Source organism: Mesorhizobium sp. M7A.F.Ca.US.008.03.1.1, from assembly GCF_003997495.1.
Classification (GTDB): domain Bacteria; phylum Pseudomonadota; class Alphaproteobacteria; order Rhizobiales; family Rhizobiaceae; genus Mesorhizobium.
The window spans coordinates 65847-90345 of the sequence record NZ_RZRU01000026.1 but is presented as its reverse complement, the minus strand read 5'-3'; the positions used below and the strand labels follow the sequence as shown (position 1 = coordinate 90345).

The window sequence follows — 24499 nt, the reverse complement described above, 5'->3', positions numbered from 1 at the left end:
GAAGGCTCGCGCAAAACATCTTGGCCGCCCATCCCCTCGACAAACCAATCGCCAGCAAAATGCGCAGGGCAAACTGGAGCAAAGACTTCTTCTATGACCTCTTTACTCATATGCAATAGCCCTGCCCACAAGGGGATCCGAAGGACGGGCGAGACCCGTGGCTCGCCCCGGCAAGTCGCTGCGAAGCAGCGGGGTGGGGGTACTGGTTCGCAAAGCGAACCAGCTCTCAGCCCTCAAGCCGCGTAGCGGGCCGCCGGCTTGTCGGCGTGCAGGCTGCCGTAGAACGCCTGCCGGGCGCCGAGGAAAATGTCCAGCTTGGCCGGCTCCGCGAGCGCCGGCACGGTGACGGCTTCACCCCTGGCAAGGCCGACAAGGGCCGCATCGACCAGATCGTCGGCGCTCATGATGATCTCCTTCGGAAGCTGGTCGATATCGCTGCCGGCAAGCTCCCAGAAATCGGTCCGTGTCGCGCCCGGCAGCACCACCTGCACCTTCACCTCGGTACCCTCGACCTCGCGATGCAGAGCCTCGGTGAAGTTGACGACATAGGCCTTGGTGCCGCTGTAGATGCCGCCGAACGAGGTCTCATAGGCGAGCACCGAAGCGATGTTGACGACCGCACCTCGGTTGCGTGCCAAAAACCCCGGCAGCACGGCACGGGTCAGCCGCGTCAGGGCGATGACATTGACCTTGATCATGCGTTCGGCAGCGTCCGCATCGGCGGTTGCCCCCACGGACTGGCCGCCAAGGCCGGCATTGTTGACCAGCAGCGTCACGCTGTCGTCGGCAGTTACAGCCTGTTCGACGCGGCGGACGTCGTCGTCGTCGGAGAGGTCGGCGCTGATCACGCTGACCTTGCGGCTATAGGTTTGGCGCAGCTTCCCGGCCAGTTCCTCCAGCCGGTCGGCGCGCCGCGCCACCAGCACCAGATCGTAGCCCTGCCCCGCCAGCCGGTCGGCATAGACCGCGCCGATGCCCGACGAAGCACCGGTGACGACCGCCGTGCCCTTGTTGCCCTGTCCACTCATTGTCCTGTTCCTTCTTCGACCGATCTGGGTTGGTTTCGGCTGACCCGGCGCCGCGGCATCTGCCGCGCCTGCCGGAAAGTCGCTTGATTTGAATTAGTGGCATATGCCACTAATGGTGAAGTAGGCATATGCCACTATCTTGTCAATGATACGGACGGGGATTATTTGAGGGGTAGCAGCCGGGCCTCATTCGCCGGCGCCAAGGACCATCATGTCAAAGGACAACTTGCCCGGCCTCACGCTCTGCAACAACGCCGCGCTGCGCCGCGCGGCGCGCAAGCTCGGCAAGTTTTATGATGATATGGTGGAGCCATCAGGCCTCAAGGCCACGCAGCAGGGCCTGCTCTACCAGATCCATATCGGCGACGAGCCGGCGATGGGCGCCATCGCCGCGTCGCTGATCATGGACCTGTCGGCGCTCGGCCACACGCTGAAACCACTGATCCGCGACGGCTATGTCGAGACCTTCGCCGATCCGGAGGACCGCCGCGTCAAGCGTGTGCGGCTGACGCCGCAAGGGTTGGCCAAGCTCGAGGCAGCGATGAAACTGTGGCAGATCGCCCAGCAGCGCTTCGAGGATGTCGTCGGCAGGGACAAGGCTGAAAAGCTGCGCGCGGCGCTGGATGACATTGCCGCGCTGGATTTTGATCTGCCGCCGGCCACGCCCTAAGCGTTAGGCCAGCGTTTGCCAAAAGACTCTACTCGGCAGGCATCTCCACAGGCCGAGCCGCCCAGCGGCCGGCCATCACGATGCCAAGCCCGATGATCGGGAAGATCGCGGCGACCAGGCCGAGATCGGCCGGCGCGCCGTAGCGCAGCACGGCACCACCGACCACGGCACCCAGCGCCACGCCGAGATAGAGCGCCGAGGCGTTGAGCGACAGCACGATCGGGGCGGCATCGGGCGCCAGCTTGATGATGCGGCTCGCCTGCGCCGGGGGGAACGCCCAGCCGACGATGCCCCACGGCACCATCATCGCCATCAGCGCCGGCCCGGCAATATGGTGCGGCAGGAAGGTCGGGATGACCGACAGCAGGACCAGCATGCCGGCGCTCAGCGCCAGCGACCAGCCAACGGTGCGGGTCGCGCCGAACCGGTCGGCGGCCTGGCCGCCGCCAATGTTGCCGATGACGGCACCGACGCCGAAGGCGAGCAGCATGCCGGGCAGCGCGATCTGGCTGAGCCCGCCACCCTCGATGGCGAGCGGCGCGACATAGGCAAAGACGGTGAAGGCGCCGATCAGCGCCAGCACTGTCGTCAACAGGATCGGCATCACGCCGGGACGCAGCGCTGCCGCCAGCCTGCGCTTCAAGGGCAGCCTGGTGCCAACAATGCCCTGCGGCAGCCGGTACCACAGGATCGCGCCCGCAAGCGCGCCAAGGCCGGCGATGGCAAAAAAGGTGCCGCGCCAGCCGGCAACGGTGGCAACGAGCGCGCCCAGTGGCGCACCCAGGGCAACGGCCACAGTGGTGCCGCCGACGACGACGGCGATGGCACGCGCCCGGTGATGATCATCGACCAGCGCCACCGCGGTGCCCTGCGCGGTCGCAGCGAACAGGCCCGACGACAGCGCCATGACGATGCGCGCGACCAGCAGCAGTTCGAAGGAGGAACTCAAGGCAGCGGCGATGTTGCCGATGACGAAGAACACCAGCGTCCACAGGATGACGCGGCGCCGGTCCCATTCGCCCGTCAGCGTCGCCAGGATCGGCGTGCCGATCGCATAGGCGAGTGCGAAGGCAGTGATCAGCGTGCCGGCCAGCGGAATGGAGATGCCGGCATCCGCCGCGATGTCGGGCAGAAGGCTGGAGATGACGAAGCCTTCGGTCGAGATCGTGAACGATCCGAGCGCAAGCCAGAAAAGGCGCTTGTCCATGGCGGGATGTCCTTAGTTCAAAAGTTATTGAACAATTGGACATAATAGGGCATCATGTCAATGAAGCCAGGGAAAAATAGCTGAACCTTCCTGACAGCCCTGTGTCAGCACAGGTCGGCGCGAGACGGAGGAAGGCCGCGTGCGGGCCAACAATTATGGATGCGTTGAAATCGGAGCCGACTGTGCTTAGTTTCGAGCCATGACCTTGCCACACCCCAATACGGACCAGATCAGCCTGCCGATCGTGCTTGGCGTGCTCGGCGACCCGACCCGGCTCGCAATCGTGCGCTATCTCGCCAGCAAGCAGGGCGTGCCGCTGAACTGCAGCCAGTTCCTCGATTTCGGCTCGAAGACCAATCTGAGCTATCACCTGGCCAAATTGCGCGAGGCCGGCGTCACCCGCGCCGAGGTGGTCGGCACCAACCGCATGATCACACTGCGCCGCGCCGATCTCGACGCCCGCTTCCCCGGCCTGCTCGACAGCGTCATCGCCGCCGCCGGCGACGATCCGGCACTGCCGGCGGTCGGCGGCCACGACATCGAAATCCACGCCTGACCTTGAAGGACTTGGGCTCCTCTCCCCACGGATTTGGGGAAAAGGAAAAGCGGCGTCACACAGGAGCCTCCCGAAAATGCGCATCGCGGTCCTCGCCGATATCCACGGCAATGTGCTGGCGCTCGACGCCGTGCTTGACGACCTGCGCCAGCGCGGCGGCGCCGACCTGACCGTCAATCTCGGTGACAGCGTTTCCGGCCCGCTGTGGCCGCGCGAGACGTTTGCGCGGTTGGAGGCGCTGAACCTGCCGACGGTGCGTGGCAACCACGACCGCCGCGTCGCCGCCGACCCGGCCGACGAGACTATGTGGGCCTCCGATGTTTATGCGCAGGAGCGGCTGACCGAGGCACAGCGCCAGGTGCTTTTCGCCCAGCCGCTGACGCTGGAGATCGCACCCGGAATCATCGCTTTCCACGCCCGTGCCGACCATGACGAGAAATATCTCGCCGATACGATCGTCAATGGCCAGTTGGTGCGCGCGCCGCTGACAGCGATCCGACGTCGGCTGAAGGCGCTCGACCCGGCTTGCCGCATCGCGCTGTGCGGCCACAGCCACCGCGCGGAACTGATCCGCGTCCCCGATGGTCCCGTCATCTTCAATCCGGGCAGCATCGGCTGCCCTGCCTATGACGATTCCACGCCCCCGGCGCATGTCTCCGAGCAGGGCTCGCCGCATGCGCGCTACGGCATCGTCACCTTGGGCAGCAACGGCCAGCCCGACCGCTTCGAGGCCATCGCCGTCGACTACGACCATGAGGCGGCCGCCAGGCAGGCCGAACAGGCGGGCCGGCCGGAATGGGCTCACGCGCTCAGAACCGGGTTCATGCCCATGCCCGGCTGAACGCCCTTGCGTTCATGCCCGGCTGAACGCCCTTGCGTTCATGCCCGGCTGAACGCCCTTGCGTTCATGCCCGTCCAGCTGAATTGGCTCACAGCCTTGCGGACCGGGTTGAGACCGGCGAAACGGCCACCCGAATTTTCGGGCTTACATGGCGCCGCGTCGTCCCTTATAAAACCGGCCGGGCTTGCGGCGGGCTCGATCCGCCGCGGTACGGTATCAGCGCACGGCCAAATGATGAGGCGCACAGTTTCGCTCCGAACACCCCTGCATGCGCTGATTGCCGCTCCGCTGCTGATGGCGGCATGGCCGGTCATTGCCCCGGCTATGGCCGAAGAGGCGCCGGCCCTCGTCATCTCCGTCGTCACCGGCCTGGCGCCGGACGACCTTCTCAAGGTCCGCACCACCGCATCGCCGGTCGCCAAGGTCGAGGTGCGGCTGAGCAGCGGCGACATGGTCACCAATCTCGGCTGCAACGACATCAACGGCTACAAATGGTGCAAGATCGAGAGCACGGGCAAGGAGAAGCTGAGCGGCTGGGCGCCGGCGCGCTATCTCATCCCCCTCAATCCGGCCCCCTATGTCGAAGGCGAGCCAAGACCGGCCGATGCGCCGGTGGTTGCCTCCACCGGCAGCAACGAGGCCGAGCCGGCATCGGACAAACCACAGGCAGCCGGCGTGGATGTCCCCGCCAAGCCGCCGGTCGCACCGCCGCCCGACCTGACCGCACGGCTTGGCGGCGCCGGTCCGGCGGCCGAAAGCACGCCAAGATCCGCCGCCGAAATCGGCCGCGCCGCGATGCAGGATGCGTACGTACTGGCGCTGGCGGCGCCTGACGTCCCGCTGGATCCCGCCCTGACGCCGGCTTCTGGCCCCGAGATTCCCTGCGCCCGCTATGTCGGCCAGCCAATGGAGCGCTGCAAGGTCAGCGTGGTACACACCGCCGACAAGGCGAACATCACTGTGACCTGGCCCGATGGCGGCACGCGCATCATTTCCTTCCGTGCCGGCCAGCCGGCCGGTTCCGACGCGCCCGGCGACTTCCGCTTCACTCGCGAGGGCAGACTCAACATGATCCGCGTCGGGGAGGCAGAGCGGTTTGAGATTACAGATCAGTTGGCGCTGGGGGACTAGCTGGGCTCTTCGGACGTCGGCGGGACAGAGGGCGGCGCGCCGGAACGAGGCGCTTCTCGGCTGGGGCCGCCCACAACAACCTCATTTTCGGGGTTACATCAGTCAAACTCTTCCCTATAAGGCCCTCCTAGCCTGATACCAGAATCGCGAGCACAACCGGCCGGGTCTTCCCGTCCCGGTTTTTTGTGCAAGCCGCCCGCCGAACGGACCTTTGACATGCCAAGACGCACTGACATCAAGTCGATCCTGATCATCGGGGCCGGCCCCATCGTCATCGGCCAGGCCTGCGAGTTCGACTATTCCGGCACCCAGGCCTGCAAGGCGCTGAAGGAGGAAGGCTTCCGCGTCATCCTGGTCAATTCCAACCCGGCCACCATCATGACCGACCCGGAACTGGCCGACGCCACCTATATCGAGCCGATCACGCCTGAAGTGGTGGCAAAGATCATCGCCAAGGAGCGGCCCGACGCGCTGCTGCCGACCATGGGCGGCCAGACCGCGCTCAACACCGCTCTGTCGCTGCGCCGCATGGGCGTGCTCGAGCGCTACAATGTCGAGATGATCGGCGCCGACGCCACGGCCATCGACAAGGCCGAGGACCGCGCGCTGTTTCGCGAGGCGATGAAGAAGATCGGGCTTGAAACGCCGAAATCGATGCTGGCCAACGCCACCGACGTCAAGAACACCGACCGCAAGATGCATGAGGCCGAGCGCGCCGCCGTCAAGGCCGAGGCGCCTGCCGATCTCGATGCCGCGCTCGACGCGCTGGAAACCCGCTGGAACCTTGGCGAAGGCGACCGCAAGCAGCGCTACATCAGCCATGGCATGGCGATCGCCGCCCAAGCGCTCGATCATGTCGGCCTGCCGGCCATCATCCGCCCTTCCTTCACCATGGGCGGCACCGGCGGCGGCATCGCCTACAACCGCGCCGAATTCTACGAGATCGTCCAGTCCGGCCTCGATGCCTCACCGACCACCGAAGTGCTGATCGAGGAAAGCGTGCTCGGCTGGAAGGAGTATGAGATGGAGGTCGTCCGCGACAAGGCCGACAATTGCATCATCGTGTGCTCGATCGAGAACATCGACCCGATGGGCGTGCATACGGGCGACTCGATCACCGTCGCCCCTGCCCTGACGCTCACCGACAAAGAATACCAGATGATGCGCAACGCCTCGATCGCGGTGCTGCGCGAGATCGGCGTCGAGACTGGCGGCTCCAATGTGCAGTTCGCCGTCAACCCGGCCGACGGCCGCCTGGTGGTCATCGAGATGAACCCGCGCGTCTCGCGCTCGTCGGCTCTCGCCTCGAAAGCGACCGGTTTCCCGATTGCCAAGATCGCGGCAAAACTCGCCGTCGGTTACACGCTGGACGAGCTGGAGAACGACATCACCGGCGGCGCCACGCCGGCCTCCTTCGAGCCGAGCATCGATTACGTGGTGACCAAGATCCCGCGTTTCGCCTTCGAAAAATTCCCCGGCGCCGAGCCGGTGCTGACCACCGCCATGAAGTCGGTCGGCGAAGTCATGGCCATCGGCCGTACCTTTCAGGAATCGCTGCAGAAGGCCCTGCGCGGTCTCGAAACCGGCCTGACCGGCCTCGACGAAATCGAGATCCCTGGCCTCGGCTACGGCGCCGCCAACCATGCCGACGACCGCAACGCCATTCGCGCAGCCCTCGGCACGCCGACCCCCGACCGGCTGCGCATGGTGGCGCAGGCGATCCGCATGGGCACCTCGCTGGAAGACGTGCACGCCATGTGCAAGATCGACCCGTGGTTTCTTGAACAGATCGCCGGCATCGTCGCCATGGAAGCCCGCATCCGCGAGCACGGCATCCCCGAGGATGCCGTCAACCTGCGCATGCTGAAGGCCATGGGCTTCTCCGATGCCCGCCTCGCGTCGCTGACGAAGACCGACGCCGAAGTGATTCAGAAAGCTCGCGAAAAGCTCGACGTTCATCCTGTTTACAAGCGCATCGACACATGTGCCGCCGAGTTCGCCTCACCCACCGCCTACATGTACTCGACCTATGAAGTGCCGTTCGCAGGCAGCCTCGCCAACGAGGCGCAGGTGTCGTCGCGGAAAAAGGTCGTCATCCTCGGCGGCGGGCCGAACCGCATCGGCCAGGGCATCGAGTTCGACTATTGCTGCTGCCATGCCGCCTTCGCGCTGCGCGACGCCGGCTATGAAGCGATCATGATCAACTGCAACCCGGAGACCGTGTCGACCGACTACGACACCTCCGACCGGCTCTATTTCGAGCCGCTGACGGCCGAAGACGTGCTGGAGATCCTGCGCGCCGAACAGGCGTCGGGCGAACTGGTCGGCGTCATCGTCCAGTTCGGCGGCCAGACGCCGCTGAAGCTCGCCGACGCGCTCGAAAAAGCCGGCATCCCGATCCTCGGCACCTCGCCCGACATGATCGACCTCGCCGAAGACCGCGACCGCTTCCAGAAGCTGCTGCACAAGCTCAACCTCAGCCAGCCGAAGAACGGCATCGCCTATTCGGTCGAACAGGCCCGCCTCGTTGCCGGCGAGCTCGGCTTCCCGCTGGTGGTGCGCCCTTCTTACGTGCTTGGCGGCCGCGCCATGCAGATCATCCACGACGAGGGCATGCTGCAAACCTATCTGCTCGACACCGTGCCCGGCCTGGTGCCGGAGGACATCAAGCAGAAATACCCCAACGACAAGACCGGCCAGATCAACACCCTGCTGGGCAAGAACCCGCTGCTGTTCGACACCTATCTGTCAGGCGCCATCGAGGTCGATGTCGACTGCCTCTGCGACGGCAAGGCGACCTTCGTCTCCGGCATTCTGGAACACATCGAGGAGGCCGGCATCCATTCGGGCGACAGTGCCTGCTCGTTGCCGGTGCACTCGCTGCCTTCGGAGCTGGTCGACGAACTGGAGCGCCAGACGGCCGCACTTGCCCGTGCGCTCAATGTCGGCGGGTTGATGAACGTGCAGTACGCGATCAAGGACGGCACGGTCTATGTGCTGGAGGTCAACCCGCGCGCATCCCGTACCGTGCCCTTCGTCGCAAAAACCATCGGCCGGCCGATCGCGAAAATCGCCGCCCGCATCATGGCCGGCGAGACGCTGGAAGACGCCTTCGCCCATTACGGCGCCATGCCCGACCCAAGGAACCCTGGCCACATCGCGGTGAAGGAAGCGGTGTTCCCCTTCGCCCGCTTCCCCGGCGTCGACATATTGCTGGGACCGGAAATGCGCTCGACCGGCGAGGTCATGGGCCTCGACCGTGATTTCGCGCTGGCCTTCGCCAAGAGCCAGCTCGGCGCCGGCGTCGACCTGCCGCGCTCCGGCACGCTGTTCGTCTCGGTGCGCGACGAGGACAAGAAAGGCATATTGCCGGCAGTCAAGCGCCTCGCCGGTCTCGGCTTCAAGGTGCTGGCGACCTCCGGCACCGCCCGCTTCCTCGCCGAAAACGGCGTCGACGCCCAGAAAATAAACAAGGTGCTGGAAGGCCGCCCCCACATCGAAGACGCCATCCGCAACCGTCAGGTCCAGATCGTCTTCAACACCACGGATGGCCAGAAGGCGGTGTCGGACTCGAAGTCGCTCCGGCGTGCCACACTGATGCAGAAGGTGCCGTATTACACGACGCTGTCGGGCGCCGCTGCGGTGGCCGAGGCGATTGCGGCGCTGAAGGCGGGGAGCCTGGAGGTCAGGCCGCTGCAGGAGTATTTTGCCTGAGGATTGGCGAAATTCCGAGATGAATTGCCCTGTCGGTGACACTTAGCCAGTCGCCCGCAGCACGCGCAGTTCGACCGGGCGTTTTTGTATCGCTGACAGCGAGCCGAGGCCGAGCCAGTCAGCCGCGTTGGACGTGAACTTGCGGAGACCGTCGATCTGGATTTCGCCGCTGGCGATTGCGCTGGAAAGGCCTTGCGAACCAATCCATATGCGCACCATGGTCTTGAGCGGCGCTTCTATCTGCACGTCGAGATCGAAGCCGGGGTCGATGTAACAGAGATCCACTTCCTCACGCTCGAACACCAGCCAATGCCGCCGCTTGCCCTCGACCGCATCGGGAAAATGGAAGCGGACGACGAAACGGTCGGGCAGGCCGGGCAGGTGGCGGACGTTGCGCCTTATGTCCCACATCAGGAAATCGGTATCGACATCGGCGAGCGACGGCTCGACGTCGATCCATTCCTGTCCCCAGGCCGCGATGGCGTGCACCACCTCACCGAGAGCCATCCCCGCCTGCGTCAGCCGATAGACGACCGGCTTGCCGGCGCCCTCGCTGTCTCGGGATACGAGACCGTAGGATTCGAACTCTTTCAGCCTCTGCGCCAGGACGGTGCGCGATATCAGGGGCACGCCGCGCCGGATCTCGTTGAACCCGGTCGAACCTTCGAGCAGCCGGCGCAATACCAGCACGGTCCAGCGGTTGCACAGGATTTCCGCCGCCATCGAAAGCGGACAGTACTGACCGTAGCCACCGTGCTCCTGCATCTCGAACCGGTTTTCTCCGCGAAAAATGCCCACAGAGTATAGGCCCCTGCAAACCGCGCGACCAGTCCGGTTTCCGGACTAGTTTGCCCTCGTCTCAGCTGCGAGCATCAACCCCGCATTCGCGACACCAGCAGTAGCTGCGATCAAGAGAGAGTTCGAACCATGGCACAGGCTGACCCGGACATTCTGACAACCATAGCCCAGCTGCGCGACATCGTCGGCCCGGTGGGCGAGAAGGTGGCGAACAAGACGATCGGCCACATCGACGAGATCTGCGCGACCTTCATCTCCATGTCGTCATACCTCGTCATGGCGACACGTGGCCAGGACGGTCTTCTCGATCTCTCACCCAAGGGGGATCCCGCCGGTTTTGTCGAGGTGCTGGACCGCAAGACGCTTGCCATTCCCGATCGTCTCGGCAACGGCCGCTTCGACAGCTACGAGAACCTCCTCGCGGACCCGGCACTTGCCTTGATATTCCTCATCCCAGGCCACACCGACACGCTGCGGGTCGCCGGCGAAGGCCGCATCAGCCGCGCCCCCGATCTGCTCGCCCGCTATCCGGTGAATGGAAAGGAACCGCGGTTCGTCCTCCTGGTCACGGTGCGCCAGGCCTTCCTGCATTGCGCCAAGAGCACCGTGCGGGCCGGCCTGTGGCGCCAGGAAACCTGGCCCGACACCGCACGCATTCCCTCGCTTGCACAAGCGATGGTCGCACATGGCAAGCTGGCGCTTGGCGTTGCCGAGATGCAGGACATCATCGACAGGGATGGCAAAACCCGGCTCTATTGAGCCGAGTGGTCACGCCACCGCCACACACTCAATCTCGATATCAAACTCCATCGGCCACGAAGCCACCGGCACGAAACTCCGCGCCGGCGGGTTGACGCTGAAATACTTTGCATAAACCCGGTTGATGGCGTTGTAGAAGCCGGAATTGACGGCGTAGATGCGCACCATGACCACGTTCTCCAGCGAGGTGCCGGCCGCTTCCAGGCAATGTTTCAGCGCCTTCAGCGACGCCTCTGTCTGAACCTCGATGTCGCCGCGCACCATTTCGCCGGTCACCATGTCCACTGGCGGCGTCGCCGAGATGAACACGAAGCCGTTGGCCTTCACCGCGGTCGAACAGGGCAGGCCGAGCGCCCGCACCTTGGCCGACATGACCGGCACTTCGATGATTTCTTTCTTCACGGCAGTTCTCCTCCCCTTTGTTGGACAGGTTAGCGCAAAGGCCCCCTCACCCAGCCTCCGCTTTGCTCGGCTGACCGTTCCGGGACGAGCCGCGTGTCTCGCCCGTCCTTCGGACCCCCGAGGGGAGAGGAGACTTGCAACGTCGGCGCCTTTCTCTTCTCCCCAGCGGGGAGAAGGTGGCCGCGAAGCGGCCGGATGAGGGGGCCTGCGCCACCTTTGGTTGAGGAGCTTATCCTGCCACCCGGCGAACACCAGCGCCGGCGTTCGGTTTGCTTAGAGAAAACCGATGAACCGTCCGGCGAAAAGCACGGAAGTCCACAGCAGCATCGAAAGCACGGCCAGGGTGGTCCCACGCGCCGGCGCGTCGCCGCCCGTTGCGCGGCGCAAGCGCGTGAAGGCGAGGAAGTTCATGCCGGCGAGAAGGATGAGCGCCATCTTGGCGAGGAAAACCGGCATCGCCGCATAGGTGCTCGCCTTGACCGAAAACAGCAGCGAGCCTGTGACGAGCGCACCCGCGAACGCAACCAATGCAATGTGGCGCAGCAGCGCGACGAACGCCGCCTGCGGCAGCGAGCGAAAGGCGCCGCAGATCCTCAGGTCCATGAGCATGACGCTGGTCAGCAGCGCGCCGATCGACATGATGTGGAGCGCATTGACGATGGGGTAGGCAATGAAGGAGCCCTTCAGCCACCGCGCCAAAGCGAGTTGCTCGATGCCGGCGAAAAACTCCGTCATCTAGGCCGGCGGCACGCGGTCGGGATAGACATCGTAGGTCTTGCCGTTGACGATGAGGCGCACCGCTTTCATACGCTTTTCGGACGCCTCGAGCGAGCGGTTGCCGATCGCGGTCACCTCGTCGCCGACCTTGGCAACCTCCTCGGTGAAGCCGGCGGCGATCGTGCGGGATGGCGGCGCCATCTCCACCCGCCAGGCTTCGCCCTCGGCATCGACATCCAGCGTGGCATGAGGATTGCCGATATAGATGGCCGTGATCTTGCCCCTGAGTTCGAAAAACCCGTCCTGCGTCCATGACCAGCCATGATGGGCATAGGCCGGGGTGCCGGCGGCAAGCATCATGGCCGCTGTCAGCGCGACGCTGCGCATTGCCTTGAACTGCATCGCTCGTCTCCTCGGTTCATCCCGCAGGCATGCGAAAGTAGGACACGGCGCGGCAAGGTCAAATCACATCGGGCGAAAGGCCGTGCCGCAAGGCGCCGCTCAATCACCGGCGAAGCCTGCCTTGCTAATGACATCCATGCCCGCCACTCTTGCCTCTCTTGGCCGCTCTTCCCCCAGGCTGAAAACCGGACTCACATCAAAACGAGGCAAACCATGAGCAGCATGAGAGACCGTCAGGAAGGCTTCGAAAAGAAGTTTGCGATGGACGAGGAAACGAAGTTCCGGGCCATGGCGCGCCGCAACAAGCTGCTCGGCCTGTGGGCCGCCGAACAGCTCGGCAAATCCGGCGGGGATGCCGACGCCTATGCCAAGGAAGTGGTGCACGCGGATTTCGAAGAGGCAGGTGACAACGATGTGTTCCGCAAAGTCCGCGCCGATTTCGACGCGGCAGGCATCGCCCAGTCGGATGCCCAGATACGCACCGCCATGGAAGAACTGCTGGTGACGGCGGTCGAGCAGATCAGGTCGACCTGACCGCCGCTCAGATGGTGCTTGGTTTGCCAACCAGGCGCTCTACGGCCGCCCTCTGTCCTGCCGGAGATTGGCAGCTTCGGCGCCGGCTTTTTCTCTGCAGCGTTGGAAAATTGACGGAAGCCGTGGTGACAGCCAATCCCGCTTGTGGGCCCTTGTGGGGGTCGAGGAGTGGTCCGCGAAGCGGATGGAAAGCCAATTGCTTGGCTTTCCAAATAACGAACGTCCGGCAGGACAGAGGGGGGCACCATAGAGCCCCGACCTTGAACCGCCTCACCCCTGATGCGCGGCCGCCAGTTCCTTCACGTGTTTTTCGTGCATCTGCAGCGTCGGCAGGGTTTTCTTGGCGAATTCTTTCATCGCCGGGTCGTCGCCGGATTTCGCATAGCCGCTGAACAGCGCGACGGCTTCCTTGTGAGCGTTGGTCTGCATTTCGATGTATTTGGCCTGGAACTGTCCGCCGCTGGCGCCCTTCAACTCATCGAGCATCTTCTGCTCCTTGGGCTGCAAGGCCGGACCGGACGGCGCGGTGGCCGAGGTTGTCTGGCCCTGGGCAAGCGCCGCCTTGAATTCCTCGCCGGCCTTGGTGTGATCGGCGATCATCTGTTTGGCGAACGCCTTGACGTCGGCGTCGGTCGCCTTCTGCTCGGCGAGCTTGCTGGACTGGATCTCGAACTCATTGGCGCTTGGCACCGTCTTGATGAAGGTCGACGTGTCGACCTTGGTCGTGGCGGCGAGCGGCGTGGTCGTGGCGGTCGTGTTCGACTGGGCAAAGGCGGGCGCGCCGGCAAGCAATGCTGCTGCGGTCAGAATGGTAAGCGTTTTCATGGCATGTCTCCGGTTGGAATTGTCCCTCGGACAATCCAACGTCGCTTGGGCACTCCGGTTGCAGGTCATGAGGAAGAAGCATGCGCGTGTCGCCTCGATCGCCCCGCCGTATCCGTGGCTGGCTCGAACGCTCGTCGATGCCCTCGTTCGAGCCAGCCAATGGGACTCATGTTCCTGAAAGGCCATCCGAACTGAAACGCGGCGGCTGGTCAGAAACTGCGTTTCAGTGGCAGCACGCCTCGCCATATTGCAGCTGTTCGCTCCAGCTCGGCCGCCCTTCCGGCGTGAAGTCCATCAGGTTCCACAGCGTCTCGCAGGTGCCGAGGCCACGCGGATCCTGACCGGGCTCCGTCGGCGCGAAATCCAGTTCCGAACTCCAGAAATGGCGTATGCCGTCGGCGTCACGGTGGAACACCGACAGCAGCGGGATCTGTGAGCCGTCGGCCGCCTCTGCATTGTAGTCGCGCTTGAAGCCGTTGGAAGCCGAAGAGACCAACCGCATGTTACGCCAGCCCCTGTCGCGGCCGAGCGTGACCAGGTTTTCGATCGCGGTCTTGGCCACCACCGCGAAATTGAAGCCGGCCGCCTGGAGATGGCCGACGGCGCCGTCGAACTGGTCGAGCAACGCCGTGCAGGACGGGCATGGCTGGTCCTGTCGGGCAAGCTTCGTCGTGCCGCCACTGGTCGCCACATCGCGCTTCTCCTGCGGGTGACGCGGGAACATCATGTTGTAGAGGATCAGGCTGTCCTTATCAGGCGCAAACAGCTCCGATAGTTTGGTCTTCGCCGGCCTGCCTTCGGCATCTAGCGCATCGAACTCATAATCCAGGCGGATCAGTCCGCCCGGCGGCAGCGCGCGCCGGGCCTCGGCGACCTCTTCCATGACCCGGCGCAGCTCGATTTCCTTGCGCAGCAGTTTTTCACGCGCGGTGCGGTATTTCGCGGATTCGTTGGGAAAGGTGATCATGATCGGCTCCTTCAAGTCGCGGCGCCGGCGTCCCGGCACGGTTGCTCACGACCCAAGGACGTTTGGCGACGATCGGCCCCGACACTTTTGTGCCGACGCCACGCATTGGTGGACAGTTTCTTTCCGGACGCCTGCGGGATGGAACCCCTCTGGCTTTCCCAGCATTCTCAACGCAGGTTAAGCCTGCGGAGTTGGGGAACAAAATGCACGACCAAGAGATCGACCTGCGCTGCCCGCAAATGGTGGCCGACAATGCTGCCAAGGGCCTCCGGCTGCGCGGAGAATTCGGCCGTGGCGGCACCGAGATCGGCGTCGCCCGCGCCACCGAGCTGAAGAACCGGGAAAAGCTCGCGCCCTCGACCATTCGCCGCATGGTCAGCTATTTCGCCCGCCACGAGGTCGACAAGCGCGGCAGGAATTACGGCAATGAGCAAAACCCGTCGGCGGGCTATATTGCCTGGTTGCTATGGGGCGGCGACGAGGGCCGCGCCTGGGCGGTCGACCTCAAGCAGAAGATCGGTAACGCGCCGGACATCTGAGAATTTCGCCGACCGCTCCTCACCCCTTGACGCCGCTAGCAGTGAGGCCGGAAACGATCTTGCGCTGGAAGATCAGGACCAGCACCACCAATGGCACCGTGACGATCACCGAGGCAGCCATGATGTTGCCCCAGGGGATCTCGAACTGCGAGTTGCCGGAGAGCAGCGCGATCGCCACCGGCACGGTCCGCTGCGCGTTGTTGGAGGTGAAGGTCAGGGCAAACAGGAACTCGTTCCACGCGCCGATGAAGGCCAGCAGCCCGGTGGTCGCCAGCGCCGGCCACATCAGCGGCAGGAAGACCCGCGTGATGATGATCCACGGCGTCGCGCCGTCGAGGATCGCCGCCTCCTCGACCTCGACCGGCAGGTCGCGGACGAAGGTGGTGAGCACCCAGACGGTGAAGGGCAAGGTGAAGATCATGTAGGAGAAGATCAGCGCGAACAGCGAATTGTAGAGGCCGAACATGCGGACCAGTTCGAACAGCCCGGCCAGCAGCGCCACCTGCGGGAACATCGACACCGACAGGATGATGAACAGCAGGGCCGAGCGGCCGCGGAATCGAATGCGCGCCAGCGCATAGGCTGATGTGACGCCGAGCAACAGCGAAAGGGCAACCACCGCGCCAGAGACGAACAGCGAGTTCGCGAGGTTGCGCGCGAAGCTGCCTTCGGTCAGCACATTCCGGTAATTGGCGAGACTGACCGTCGTCGGCCACAGATCGGCCCGGAACAGATCGGTCCCCGATTTCAGGCTGGTGACGATGGCGTAGTAGAACGGGAACACCGCGACGAAGACGATTGCCGCGACCAGCAGGTAAAAGGCGGCGCGCTTCACGATCCACATGTCAGCGGCCTCCGTCCAGGCTTATCCGGCCGATCCGGATGGTGACGATGGTGAGCAGAGCGAGGATCAGGAAGAGCAAGGTCGAGGCGGCGGAGCCATAGGCGAACTTGTCGAACTCGAACAGGTTCTCGCGGGCGAACACCGACATCGACTTGGTGTTCACATTGTTGGGCGTCAGCACATAGATCAGGTCGAAGATGCGCAGTGCATCGAGCGCGCGGAAGATCACGGCCACCATCAGCGCCGGGCGGATGAGCGGCAAGGTCACCCGCCAGAAGATCTGCCACGGGTTGGCGCCGTCGAGCCTGGCGACCTCGATGATCTCCCTCGGCAGCATCTGCAGCGCGGCCAGGATGAGCAGCGTCATGAATGGTGTCGCCTTCCAGATATCGACGATGAGGATCGCCGCCATCGCGGTGTCGGCGTTGGCCGTCCAGGCGATCTTGTCGCTGATCAGGCCGAGGTTGAGCAACACGACATTGATGATGCCGAACTGGTCGTTGAGCATCCATTGCCACATCTTCGCCGAGACGATCGTCGGGATCGCCCAGGGGATCAGGATCGCTGCCCTGACGATGCCGCGGCCGGCGAATTTGGCATTGAGAACCAGGGCAACGATGGTGCCGAGGATGGTCTCGCAGGTCACCGAAATCACGGTGAAACGCACCGTGTTCCAGACGGCACGCCACCAGACCGGATCGACGAGCAACCCGTCGTAGAGTGTCCTGCCGCTCGGCATGTGCAGCACCGAGAAATAATTGGCGAAGCCGACCCATTGGCGTGCGTCGAGGTCGGCCAGCGAGGCGTCGGTGAAGCTGAAATAGACCGTGCGGGCAAGCGGCCAGCCGGCCGCCGCGGCGAGCACCAGAAGCATTGGCGCCAGGAAAAGCCACGCCGAGCGAACGCGCTGTGCCCTCAACGGCGAGTGCGCGGCCCTGGCTGTTTCCGGTTCCATCCCTGTCATCTCGCACCCGCTCGTTGCGGTCGGGCGGATACCCAGCACCCTCCCGTCACCAGCCCCGGCCCTTCAGCTTAGTCAGCATCGCTTCGAGGTCGGCCAGATTGTCGGCGGCGGTGCCGTCGCCCGAGAGCGTGTTGTGAACGGCGTTCCAGAACTGGCTCGACGCCTCGTTGTATTTGATCCTGGTCGCGGCCGAGGGGCGCGGCACCGCATTGAGAAAGATCTGCTTCCAACGCGGAACGATCGGCTGTTGCCTGGCGATGTCGGCATCGTCATACAGCGCCTGGACGGTCGGCAGGTTGGACGTCTTCAGCGTGCGGTATTTCTGCATCGCGGGCGAGGCGATGAACTTGACCAGTTCGATCGCCGCATCCGGATGCTTCGAATATTTGGAGACGGCGAGGTTCCAGCCGCCCAGGGTTGCGACCGGTCGGGCGCCCTCGCCGGTGCCGGCCGGCAGCGGCGCCACGTCGAATTTGCCCTTGATCGGCGATCCCTCGCCGTTGCCGAGCGCATAGGCATAGGGCCAGTTGCGCATGAACACCGCGTTCCCAGTCTGCCACACGCCGCGCGATTCCTCTTCCTGGTAGGCAAGCACGCCGGGCGGCGCGATGGTTCCAACCCAGCTCTTGACCAAATCCAGCACCGCCGCCGCTTTCGGATTGTTGATCGAGATGGAGCCGTCCGGCTCGATGATCTGGCCGCCGCCATTCGACATCACCCATTCGAGCGCGTCGCAGGTCAGTCCCTCATAGGCGTTGCCCTGAAAGACGAAGCCCCAGATGTCCCGATTGCCGGCCGCACGCTCCTTGTCCATGACCAGCCTGGCTGTGTCTGCCAATTCCCTCCAGGTGGCCGGCACCTTGGCACCATATTTGTCGAGGAGATCCTTGCGGTAGTAGAGCGCCGGCGCATCGGTGAAGATCGGTAAGGCGACGAGCTTGCCATTGACCGTCTGCGACTGGATGATCGACGGGAAATGCTCAGCCACGATGTCCCTGGTCGCCGCGGTCAGATCCACGAGCTGGCTGGCGAGCTGCGGCGCCCAGATCACGTCCGTCTGGTAGACGTCGATGTCGCTGTTTCCCGCGGCGAGCCAAAGCCGGTACTGACCGAACTGGTCGGTCCCGGACGTCGGCATGACGACGATGTTGACCTTGTTGCCGCTGTCTTTCTCATAGCGGTCGAGGATCTCGCGCAGCACCTTGATGCCGTCGCCGGTATCGCCCGACACCATCGAGAGCTCGACGCCCCGTGCCGGCGTGCCAGCCAGAGTGACGGCGACGCCAAGCGCCAGGAATGCATGAAAAAGCTTCATGATGGTGGATGTCCCTCCGCAACCGGGGACGGAAAATCCCCCCACGCGTCGGCAGCTTGTCAGACCCACCCTCCATTGAATGCGGAGCGGCGCGTTGGGTTCCCAAATCGCGCCGTTCCTGCGTGGGGCTACATGCACTAGGGTGTGTTGAGATTCAGGTCAGGCCGTGTCGCAAGAGGCTGATACCGAGAACCGGAGCGGAGCGTACTTGAAGTACGTGAACTCAGTTTTACCGCGACGCGGTAGACCGGGGAAGCCAGGGAACCGTCGCTTGCAGGCCGGCATCACCTGAATATCAGCACACCCTAGCCTTCCCAGGCGACAGGCATCATTCCCAGCCGCTCATAGAGCCGGACGGCGGCGGGATTCTCGACCGTGTTGGTCTTGAGGTCGACATGATCTGCGCCGCGTTCGCGAAAAACGGCGAAGGCGTGCCACATCAGCGCTTCGGCAACACCCTTGCCGCGCGCCTCGGGATGAACGGCAAGATCCTTGACGAAGGCGCGGGCCCAGCACAGCGCCGCCGCCGCCAGCCGGCCCTTGGCGTCGATGACAAGGAAGCACAGTGCCGGGTCGAATTCGGGATCGTCCGCGATACGCGGCCACCACTCGTCGAACGGGCCATCGGCGCCGTCATCGAACACCTCGGTCAACAGCGCATGCAAGGGCAGCGCGTCACCGGGCTCGAAGCTGCGCATGACAAAACCCTCCGGCCAGTGCGGCGGAACCAGCGTCTCGTCGAGGATCTTGCGCAGCCGGATGTCGTTCAGAGCCGGCGGGCGCGGTTCAGGCATCGCGCTCAGGCGTCGGGCTGCAGGCGACGGCGCTGACGGTCGCGGCCAAGCCCGGTCGCCTCGAGCAGGCCCTTGCGCTTGGCGTCGTAATAATAGCCGGTCTGGTAGAGCCAGTCGGCCTTCTTGGCGTTGCCGCCGGCCACCAGCCAGGCGCCGCGCAGATATTTGACCGCGTATTTCAGATTGGTCTCGGCGTCGAACAGGCCCTTGGCCGGCCCGTCATAACCCATGCCGCGCGCCGTCGCGTGTTTGATCTGCATCAGCCCCCAATGGCCGTTGTTGTAGGCTTTCGGGTTGAAGGTGCTCTCGCGGTTGACGACATGGCGCACCAGATCCACCGGCACCTGATAGATCGCCGCATATTTCTCGATCAGCCGCTCGACATCGCCACGCACGCCCGTCGTGTGTTCTTCTTGCACGGGCCCTGCCGGGAACTGGACCAGGGCCGCTGGGTTCTGCGGCACGACATAGGCAACCTGCTGGACGCCGGGCATGCGATCGCCCTTGGCGGTTGCCGGCACGACCAGCCCTGCTGTCGTATAGGTCTCGGCCGCCTTGACCGGCTCGCTCGCATTTGCCGGCGGCGGCGCCTGCCAGGCATTGGCCGTCATCACGGCGGGCACGGCTGGTGCCGCCGGTGTCGATCCGGCAAAAGCGGCGGTTACTGCCGCCGGTTGTGCGGCGGCATCGAGCGGCAGCTCGGCCGTCTGAACTGGGGCAATACCGGAGGATTCCGGCAGCACCGAAACCGTCTCGGGCAGCGGCACCGTGAAGCCGGCATCAGTGCCGGCAACGGTCGCGGTTTCGGTAAGAGCAGGCGCGGATTTCATCTGCGAGGTCGACGTGCAGCCGCTGATGCCGGTGGCGGCCAGGATCACGCCGAGCGCGATAAGGTTGAGTTTTGCTGGCAAGCCGCGCTCGGGTCCGATTTGTCGGGTTGTTAAGAAATCCATTACACCAGCGATTCAGGCCCGGCAATCAGGGCCATCCAGTGGTTTTCGGGTGGCGAGACGCAGGTGGTGATGCCATATTGTTCTGGATATGTACTGGGACGAATCCCGGTTTTCGCCACTTTGCGGAAAGGAACGCATCATGGAAACGACATCTTCGATCACGGCCGGCCACGCAGTGTTAGAAACAGTGATCGGCTTCATGGGCATCGCCTGGAGCGAAAAGGGCCTGATCCGGCTCTGCCTGCCCGAACGCAGCCGCCAAGCGGTGGAGCGGCGCCTGCTGCGCCATGGCGGCGTTTCCAGCTCCACGGCGCAACCGCCATGGGTGGTCGAACTGATCGCAGCGATCAAGGCCTACGCGGCGGGCGAGGACATCGATTTCTCCGGCGTGCCGGTCGATTTCGACGGCGTCGACGATTTCCGCCTCGCCATTTACGACGCGGCGCGAAAACTCTCCTTCGGCGAAACCACCACCTATGGCGAGCTGGCCAAGACCGCCGGCCATGCCGGGCTCGCCCGCGAAACCGGGGCCGCCCTTGGCGCCAATCCGGTGCCGCTGGTCATCCCTTGCCATCGCATCCTTGCCGCCGGAGGCAAGATTGGCGGCTTCTCGGCGCCCGGCGGATCGATCACCAAGGAGAAGATGCTGGCCATGGAAGGCGTGCGCGTCGGCCCGCCGCCGCCGGCGCAGGTATCGTTCGGGTTTTGACGCGGACAGGAACCTAATTGTTATGGAAGAACCGCCGGCGGAAATGCCGGTCATTGTCCGGCCGCTTGCAGTTGTAGACCGGGCAGGACTTTGTGTCGGCGCTCGGCACGTAGGCCCGTGTCCTCACCTCGCCCATGCTGCAGAATCGCTGGCTCTGCACATAGCGGTCGTAGAGCGGCAGTCCCGGCACCCGCTGCGACTGGTAGCGCAGGATGACCGCCCCCTGCCGGGCGATCGTCGCCTGAACCTTGCCGCAGCTCATACGCGTCGGGTCGTAGCGCGAGATCGCCTGAGCCTGAGCGGCGACAAGCGTCAGGCAGGCGGCGAGCAAAATGGTTTTCATGGTCCCCTCCCCCAGGATCCTCTCCAAGCTTGTGTGGATCGAGCACCCACAGGCTCCGATCACCGCGACGCTCTCACGCGATTGGGGCGGCCGTTGGGCGGCGCCCTCATCACGGCTTTCTCACGCAGTCTTGTTTTTTGTGCGAAAGCAGCCTATATGCCTTCCATTGATATTTCGGCCGATCGATCCGGGCCTCGCGATAATCGCGTTTGCTGACGTCTATCTCCAAAATCTCGATGCACACCGGCTGGACTTCGGTCCGGTCAATCTAAAGCAAATGTGAAGGACTATCTAAATGGCAACTGGAACGGTCAAGTGGTTCAACGCCACCAAGGGCTTCGGCTTCATTCAGCCTGACGCGGGCGGCGCGGACGTTTTCGTCCACATCTCCGCTGTCGAGCGTGCTGGACTGTCGACCCTGGTCGAAGGCCAGAAGATCAACTTCGAGATCGAGCAGGACCGCCGCACTGGCAAGTCGTCCGCTGGATCTCTGAGCAAGGCAGCCTGATTTTGCGATAGCGCGCGCCGGGCGAGAGTTCGGGGCGCGCGGCAAGTCACGGATGTACTGACAGTCGCGCGAGAAGCGCGCTGGAGCGGAAGACCCGACAAGCTGGATCAGCAGATAGCTGCCAGCCCGGACCGGACGCTCCCGATCAGGCTACCAAGCATGGAAGGCGGGATTTATCCCGCCTTTTTGCTGTCTGGACGCAGTCGGCGATATAGCGTCCTTCTCCCCGTCTCTATACGGGGAGAAGTGCCCGGCAGGGCGATGAGGGGCAGCGCCGACGCTTCCAGACTATCCTTCCTGAAACCAAGCACGAAATTGCCAGAGGCTGGCGCCGCCCCTCATCTGGCTGCCGTCATCTTCTCCCCGTATAGAGACGGGGAGAAGGACGCTTTCGCTGGGGCTTTCGCCAATCGCCGGCGTGCTCATCCCACCCAATCGATCGGCACGTGCCCCGGATCCGCCTCTACCCGGCCAAGCCAGGCCGCCACCGCCGGATAGGCGTCGAGCTGGAAACCACCCTGCTCCGCCGTATGCGTATAGGCATAGAGCGCGATGTCGGCGACGCTGAACGCGCTGCCGGCGAAGAAGGCATTGTTTTCCAGATGCCTGTTCATCACCCAGAGCGCCTTGTTGCCGCGCTCCAGCGTCACCGCCAAGCGCTCCGGCGTTGCATCCCCGGCTCTTTCGGGAAAGGTCAGCAGCGCCTTGCGCACGGCGATGTAGGGTTCGTGGCTGTACTGTTCGAAGAACAGCCATTGATAGGCGAGCCCACGCTGATATCTGTCGACCGGCAGGAAGCGCGTGCCTTCGGCGAGATAGAGCAGGATGGCGTTGGATTCGGCCAGCCTCCGGCCGTCATCGAGTTCGAGCAGCGGCACCATGGCGTTCGGGTTCTTGGCGACAAAATCGGCTTTGCGTGTGTCGCCTGTGTGCGAACTCACTTCGACATTGGTAAAGGCAAGGCCAAGCTTGGCCATCAGCAGGCGCGGCTTGTAGCAATTGCCGCTGTCGATCATGCCGTACAGTATCATGGCTGTTCCCCCGGAGCACTGTCTCCGCGCGATTATCGCAGCGGCGGCGGCCTCAACCAATGATTTGTTTTGGTACGACGATCAGCGCCGCTGATGTGTGAATAACGGCGCCCTAGCCGAACAGCGGAATGACCTTGCTGTCCCTGCCAAGCAGAGTGTCGATATGCAGCGGGTTCTCCTCGAAAACGGTTCCGGCCAAGGCCGGACGGGCAAGAAGAAAGCCCTGCAGCAGGTCGACGCCGCCTTCGAGCGCGACGCGGAGATGGGTGGGCTGCTCGATGCCTTCGACCAGCACCTTGGCGCCGCGGTCATGCAAGCTGGAAACCAGCGGGCGGAAGAACCGTTCGGCGGCAGCGTGGCGGCAGAACTCCGCGAACCAGGTGCCGTCGATCTTGACGATGTCGGGCTGGAGCAGGCTCACCCGCTCCTCGGTCGAGTGCCCGGTGCCGAAATCGTCGATGGCGATGCGGATGCCATCGCGCCGCATTTCGCGCACCAGCCGGGCAAGAAGCGCGTCGTCCGCCGCCTGTTCGGTGATTTCGCAGACCAGCATGCCCGGCGCCAGGCCGAAATCGCCGAGGTGCCTGGTCATCAGCCGGATCTCGGCCAGGGCCCGTCCGGGATGGTCGTTGATCAGCGGATTGTAGTTGAAGAACAGGTCGAGCCCGTCGACGCCGATGTTGCGAAAATTCCTGAGATGCAGCGCCCGGCACATCGTCTCGACAAACAGCCGGTCCGAAGCGGCAATGCTATCGAAGAAAACCCGTGGCGCACCGGGGCGGCCGGCGCGATGCGGCTCGATCAGGGCTTCGGCCGCGACCGCATGGAGGAACCGGCCGCGCGGCGCGAAAATCGGCTGATAGGCGCTGCGCAGCCGGAACTCGCCATGGATGCCGTATTCGATGCCGACTTCGTCGACCTGGATCGCATCGCTGACATTGCGCCGCTGCTCAAGCCTCATGGTACTGCCCGGCGCCCGAATGTCTTCCCCGGCCGCGCCGAAGGCGTTGCCGCGGCAGGAGCAGGCGTGTCGACGGCAGCGGCGACAGATGTCTGCCTGGTCTTGTCGAAGACGCGAAAACTGGTCGGCGCCAGTTCGGGCCGCGCCAGCACGAAACCTTGCACCATCGACGCTCCCGATTTCTCGGCGAGCTCCAATTGCCAGCCCTCCTCGATGCCCTCGAAAACCGTGCGGATGCCTTGCTCCTCGAAGCTTTTCACCATGGTGGTCAAAAGCGCGAAGCCGGCGCCGGATTCCATAAGCTGCGTGATCCAGTAGGCATCGAACTTGACGATATCCGGCTTCAACTCCTTGATGCGGTTGATGTCGGAATCGTCGGCGCCATAATCGTCGACGGCGATGCGAAAGCCATTGGCCCTCAGTGCCGCGACGAAGCTGTGGAGGGTTTCCTGTGACGCCGAGCGCTGCTCGGTCACTTCGCAGACGACACGGCGCGGATCGATGCCGGCCTCATGCAGCACCAGCCGCATGTCGCGCAAGGCGGCATCGGCAACGGTGCGTTCGGTGAACACCGACGGGTCGAAATTGACGAAGATCGAGGCTTCCCGCGGCAGGCAGGCACCGGCGTTGAGAAGATGCAGCGTCCTGGTCAGCGCCTCGATATGCAGCCGGTCGGCGGCCGGACAGGTCGAGAAGAAATTCATTGGCGATTGCGGCTCGCCGTCACGAAACGGCCGGATCAGTCCCTCGAACGCGACCACCGACAGCTTGCCTTCGTTGAAGGCGAAGATCGGCTGGAAGGCGCTCTGCAGCGTGTAGATGCCCCAGACACCGGTGGAGGTGCCGTCGTCCTGACGGATGATGTGGGCAAGCCCGACGCTGCGCGACACGGTTCCTCGCTCCGCAATTGGTCTGCGATCCTGCCACTCAAGCCTCTACCGCTCGTTAATGAATTTATTGTTGCCGACCCCGGGTCCCGATCACAGC

At 64.1% G+C, this 24499-nt stretch carries 27 protein-coding genes; 10 read left to right on the top strand and 17 right to left on the bottom strand.

The annotated features are described in order from the left end of the window. Nucleotides 1–233 precede the first annotated feature (233 nt). Nucleotides 234–1028 carry an SDR family oxidoreductase gene (locus EOA16_RS27715; RefSeq protein ID WP_127260983.1) on the bottom strand — a complete coding sequence of 265 codons (795 nt, stop codon included), beginning with the start codon at nt 1026–1028 and terminating at the stop codon, nt 234–236. Nucleotides 1029–1239: 211 nt separating this feature from the next. Here EOA16_RS27715 and EOA16_RS27710 point away from each other — a divergent pair, with 211 nt between their 5' ends. After that, the gene (locus EOA16_RS27710; RefSeq protein ID WP_127260982.1) at nt 1240–1698 is read left to right on the top strand and encodes a MarR family winged helix-turn-helix transcriptional regulator; all 459 of its coding nucleotides are present in this window, start codon (nt 1240–1242) and stop codon (nt 1696–1698) included. Nucleotides 1699–1726: 28 nt separating this feature from the next. On the opposite strand, the gene EOA16_RS27705 is transcribed toward EOA16_RS27710, so the two are convergent. Beyond that, on the bottom strand, nt 1727–2905 hold the full coding sequence (locus EOA16_RS27705) for an MFS transporter (protein WP_127260981.1): 1179 nt from the start codon (nt 2903–2905) through the stop codon (nt 1727–1729). A 199-nt stretch (nt 2906–3104) separates the two neighbouring features. On the opposite strand from EOA16_RS27705, the gene EOA16_RS27700 reads away from it, so the two are divergent. The 4 genes from EOA16_RS27700 to carB all read left to right on the top strand — a co-directional run bounded on the left by EOA16_RS27700 (nt 3105) and on the right by carB (nt 9147). Then, nucleotides 3105–3461 carry a helix-turn-helix transcriptional regulator gene (locus EOA16_RS27700; protein ID WP_127260980.1) on the top strand — a complete coding sequence of 119 codons (357 nt, stop codon included), beginning with the start codon at nt 3105–3107 and terminating at the stop codon, nt 3459–3461. Nucleotides 3462–3537: 76 nt separating this feature from the next. Beyond that, a complete protein-coding gene (locus EOA16_RS27695; RefSeq protein WP_127260979.1) occupies nt 3538–4302 on the top strand; it encodes a metallophosphoesterase family protein in 765 nt (254 codons plus the stop codon). A 231-nt stretch (nt 4303–4533) separates the two neighbouring features. Further along, nucleotides 4534–5433 (top strand): SH3 domain-containing protein, encoded by a 900-nt coding sequence (locus tag EOA16_RS27690; RefSeq protein WP_164754409.1) that lies wholly within the window; start codon nt 4534–4536, stop codon nt 5431–5433. Between the two features lie 216 nt (nt 5434–5649). Further along, nucleotides 5650–9147, top strand: coding sequence for a carbamoyl-phosphate synthase large subunit (gene carB, locus EOA16_RS27685; RefSeq protein ID WP_127260978.1), 3498 nt, complete (start codon nt 5650–5652; stop codon nt 9145–9147). 42 nt (nt 9148–9189) lie between these two features. On the opposite strand, the gene EOA16_RS27680 is transcribed toward carB, so the two are convergent. After that, nucleotides 9190–9912 carry a helix-turn-helix domain-containing protein gene (locus EOA16_RS27680; RefSeq protein ID WP_127260977.1) on the bottom strand — a complete coding sequence of 241 codons (723 nt, stop codon included), beginning with the start codon at nt 9910–9912 and terminating at the stop codon, nt 9190–9192. 162 nt (nt 9913–10074) lie between these two features. Between EOA16_RS27680 and EOA16_RS27675 the strand changes: the two genes are divergently transcribed. Continuing rightward, nucleotides 10075–10704 (top strand): MSMEG_1061 family FMN-dependent PPOX-type flavoprotein, encoded by a 630-nt coding sequence (locus EOA16_RS27675; RefSeq protein ID WP_127260976.1) that lies wholly within the window; start codon nt 10075–10077, stop codon nt 10702–10704. Between the two features lie 9 nt (nt 10705–10713). Here the strand turns inward: EOA16_RS27675 and EOA16_RS27670 are convergent, their stop codons facing one another. The 3 genes from EOA16_RS27670 to EOA16_RS27660 all read right to left on the bottom strand — a co-directional run bounded on the left by EOA16_RS27670 (nt 10714) and on the right by EOA16_RS27660 (nt 12225). Further along, a complete protein-coding gene (locus tag EOA16_RS27670; protein ID WP_127260975.1) occupies nt 10714–11106 on the bottom strand; it encodes a RidA family protein in 393 nt (130 codons plus the stop codon). A 273-nt stretch (nt 11107–11379) separates the two neighbouring features. Next, the gene (locus tag EOA16_RS27665; RefSeq protein WP_127260974.1) at nt 11380–11841 is read right to left on the bottom strand and encodes a DUF6644 family protein; all 462 of its coding nucleotides are present in this window, start codon (nt 11839–11841) and stop codon (nt 11380–11382) included. After that, nucleotides 11842–12225: a DUF6152 family protein gene (locus EOA16_RS27660; protein ID WP_127260973.1), complete on the bottom strand. Its 384-nt coding sequence runs from the start codon at nt 12223–12225 to the stop codon at nt 11842–11844. It abuts the gene before it with no gap. Between the two features lie 213 nt (nt 12226–12438). Here EOA16_RS27660 and EOA16_RS27655 point away from each other — a divergent pair, with 213 nt between their 5' ends. Continuing rightward, on the top strand, nt 12439–12759 hold the full coding sequence (locus EOA16_RS27655) for a DUF1476 domain-containing protein (protein ID WP_127260972.1): 321 nt from the start codon (nt 12439–12441) through the stop codon (nt 12757–12759). Nucleotides 12760–13029: 270 nt separating this feature from the next. On the opposite strand, the gene EOA16_RS27650 is transcribed toward EOA16_RS27655, so the two are convergent. Both EOA16_RS27650 and EOA16_RS27645 read right to left on the bottom strand, forming a co-directional pair. Continuing rightward, nucleotides 13030–13584, bottom strand: coding sequence for a DUF4142 domain-containing protein (locus EOA16_RS27650; protein ID WP_127260971.1), 555 nt, complete (start codon nt 13582–13584; stop codon nt 13030–13032). A 223-nt stretch (nt 13585–13807) separates the two neighbouring features. Continuing rightward, the gene (locus tag EOA16_RS27645; RefSeq protein ID WP_127260970.1) at nt 13808–14551 is read right to left on the bottom strand and encodes a DUF899 family protein; all 744 of its coding nucleotides are present in this window, start codon (nt 14549–14551) and stop codon (nt 13808–13810) included. A 203-nt stretch (nt 14552–14754) separates the two neighbouring features. Here EOA16_RS27645 and EOA16_RS27640 point away from each other — a divergent pair, with 203 nt between their 5' ends. Then, nucleotides 14755–15090: a hypothetical protein gene (locus EOA16_RS27640; protein WP_127260969.1), complete on the top strand. Its 336-nt coding sequence runs from the start codon at nt 14755–14757 to the stop codon at nt 15088–15090. Between the two features lie 19 nt (nt 15091–15109). Here EOA16_RS27640 and EOA16_RS27635 read toward each other — a convergent pair whose 3' ends face one another. From EOA16_RS27635 to EOA16_RS27610, 5 genes are all read right to left on the bottom strand, one after another. Continuing rightward, nucleotides 15110–15934 carry a carbohydrate ABC transporter permease gene (locus EOA16_RS27635; protein ID WP_127260968.1) on the bottom strand — a complete coding sequence of 275 codons (825 nt, stop codon included), beginning with the start codon at nt 15932–15934 and terminating at the stop codon, nt 15110–15112. A 1-nt stretch (nt 15935) separates the two neighbouring features. Continuing rightward, nucleotides 15936–16898: a sugar ABC transporter permease gene (locus EOA16_RS27630; protein WP_127260967.1), complete on the bottom strand. Its 963-nt coding sequence runs from the start codon at nt 16896–16898 to the stop codon at nt 15936–15938. 46 nt (nt 16899–16944) lie between these two features. Continuing rightward, nucleotides 16945–18213: an ABC transporter substrate-binding protein gene (locus EOA16_RS27625; protein ID WP_127260966.1), complete on the bottom strand. Its 1269-nt coding sequence runs from the start codon at nt 18211–18213 to the stop codon at nt 16945–16947. 305 nt (nt 18214–18518) lie between these two features. After that, on the bottom strand, nt 18519–19007 hold the full coding sequence (locus EOA16_RS27615) for a GNAT family N-acetyltransferase (RefSeq protein ID WP_127260964.1): 489 nt from the start codon (nt 19005–19007) through the stop codon (nt 18519–18521). Between the two features lie 5 nt (nt 19008–19012). After that, nucleotides 19013–19918 (bottom strand): lytic transglycosylase domain-containing protein, encoded by a 906-nt coding sequence (locus EOA16_RS27610; RefSeq protein ID WP_127260963.1) that lies wholly within the window; start codon nt 19916–19918, stop codon nt 19013–19015. Between the two features lie 181 nt (nt 19919–20099). Here EOA16_RS27610 and EOA16_RS27605 point away from each other — a divergent pair, with 181 nt between their 5' ends. Further along, nucleotides 20100–20669 (top strand): methylated-DNA--[protein]-cysteine S-methyltransferase, encoded by a 570-nt coding sequence (locus EOA16_RS27605; RefSeq protein ID WP_127260962.1) that lies wholly within the window; start codon nt 20100–20102, stop codon nt 20667–20669. Nucleotides 20670–20682: 13 nt separating this feature from the next. Here the strand turns inward: EOA16_RS27605 and EOA16_RS27600 are convergent, their stop codons facing one another. Continuing rightward, entirely contained in the window at nt 20683–21012 is a 330-nt protein-coding gene (locus tag EOA16_RS27600; RefSeq protein ID WP_127260961.1) for a hypothetical protein, read from the bottom strand. A 295-nt stretch (nt 21013–21307) separates the two neighbouring features. Here EOA16_RS27600 and EOA16_RS27595 point away from each other — a divergent pair, with 295 nt between their 5' ends. Further along, on the top strand, nt 21308–21520 hold the full coding sequence (locus EOA16_RS27595; protein WP_010910991.1) for a cold-shock protein: 213 nt from the start codon (nt 21308–21310) through the stop codon (nt 21518–21520). Nucleotides 21521–21942: 422 nt separating this feature from the next. On the opposite strand, the gene EOA16_RS27585 is transcribed toward EOA16_RS27595, so the two are convergent. The 3 genes from EOA16_RS27585 to EOA16_RS27575 form a co-directional block, all read right to left on the bottom strand. Continuing rightward, the gene (locus EOA16_RS27585; protein ID WP_127260959.1) at nt 21943–22551 is read right to left on the bottom strand and encodes a glutathione S-transferase family protein; all 609 of its coding nucleotides are present in this window, start codon (nt 22549–22551) and stop codon (nt 21943–21945) included. A gap of 112 nt (nt 22552–22663) precedes the next feature. Beyond that, the gene (locus EOA16_RS27580; protein WP_127260958.1) at nt 22664–23512 is read right to left on the bottom strand and encodes an EAL domain-containing protein; all 849 of its coding nucleotides are present in this window, start codon (nt 23510–23512) and stop codon (nt 22664–22666) included. Beyond that, on the bottom strand, nt 23509–24402 hold the full coding sequence (locus tag EOA16_RS27575) for an EAL domain-containing protein (protein ID WP_127260957.1): 894 nt from the start codon (nt 24400–24402) through the stop codon (nt 23509–23511). The genes EOA16_RS27580 and EOA16_RS27575 overlap by 4 nt, the downstream gene beginning before the upstream one ends. Between the last annotated feature and the right edge of the window lie 97 nt (nt 24403–24499).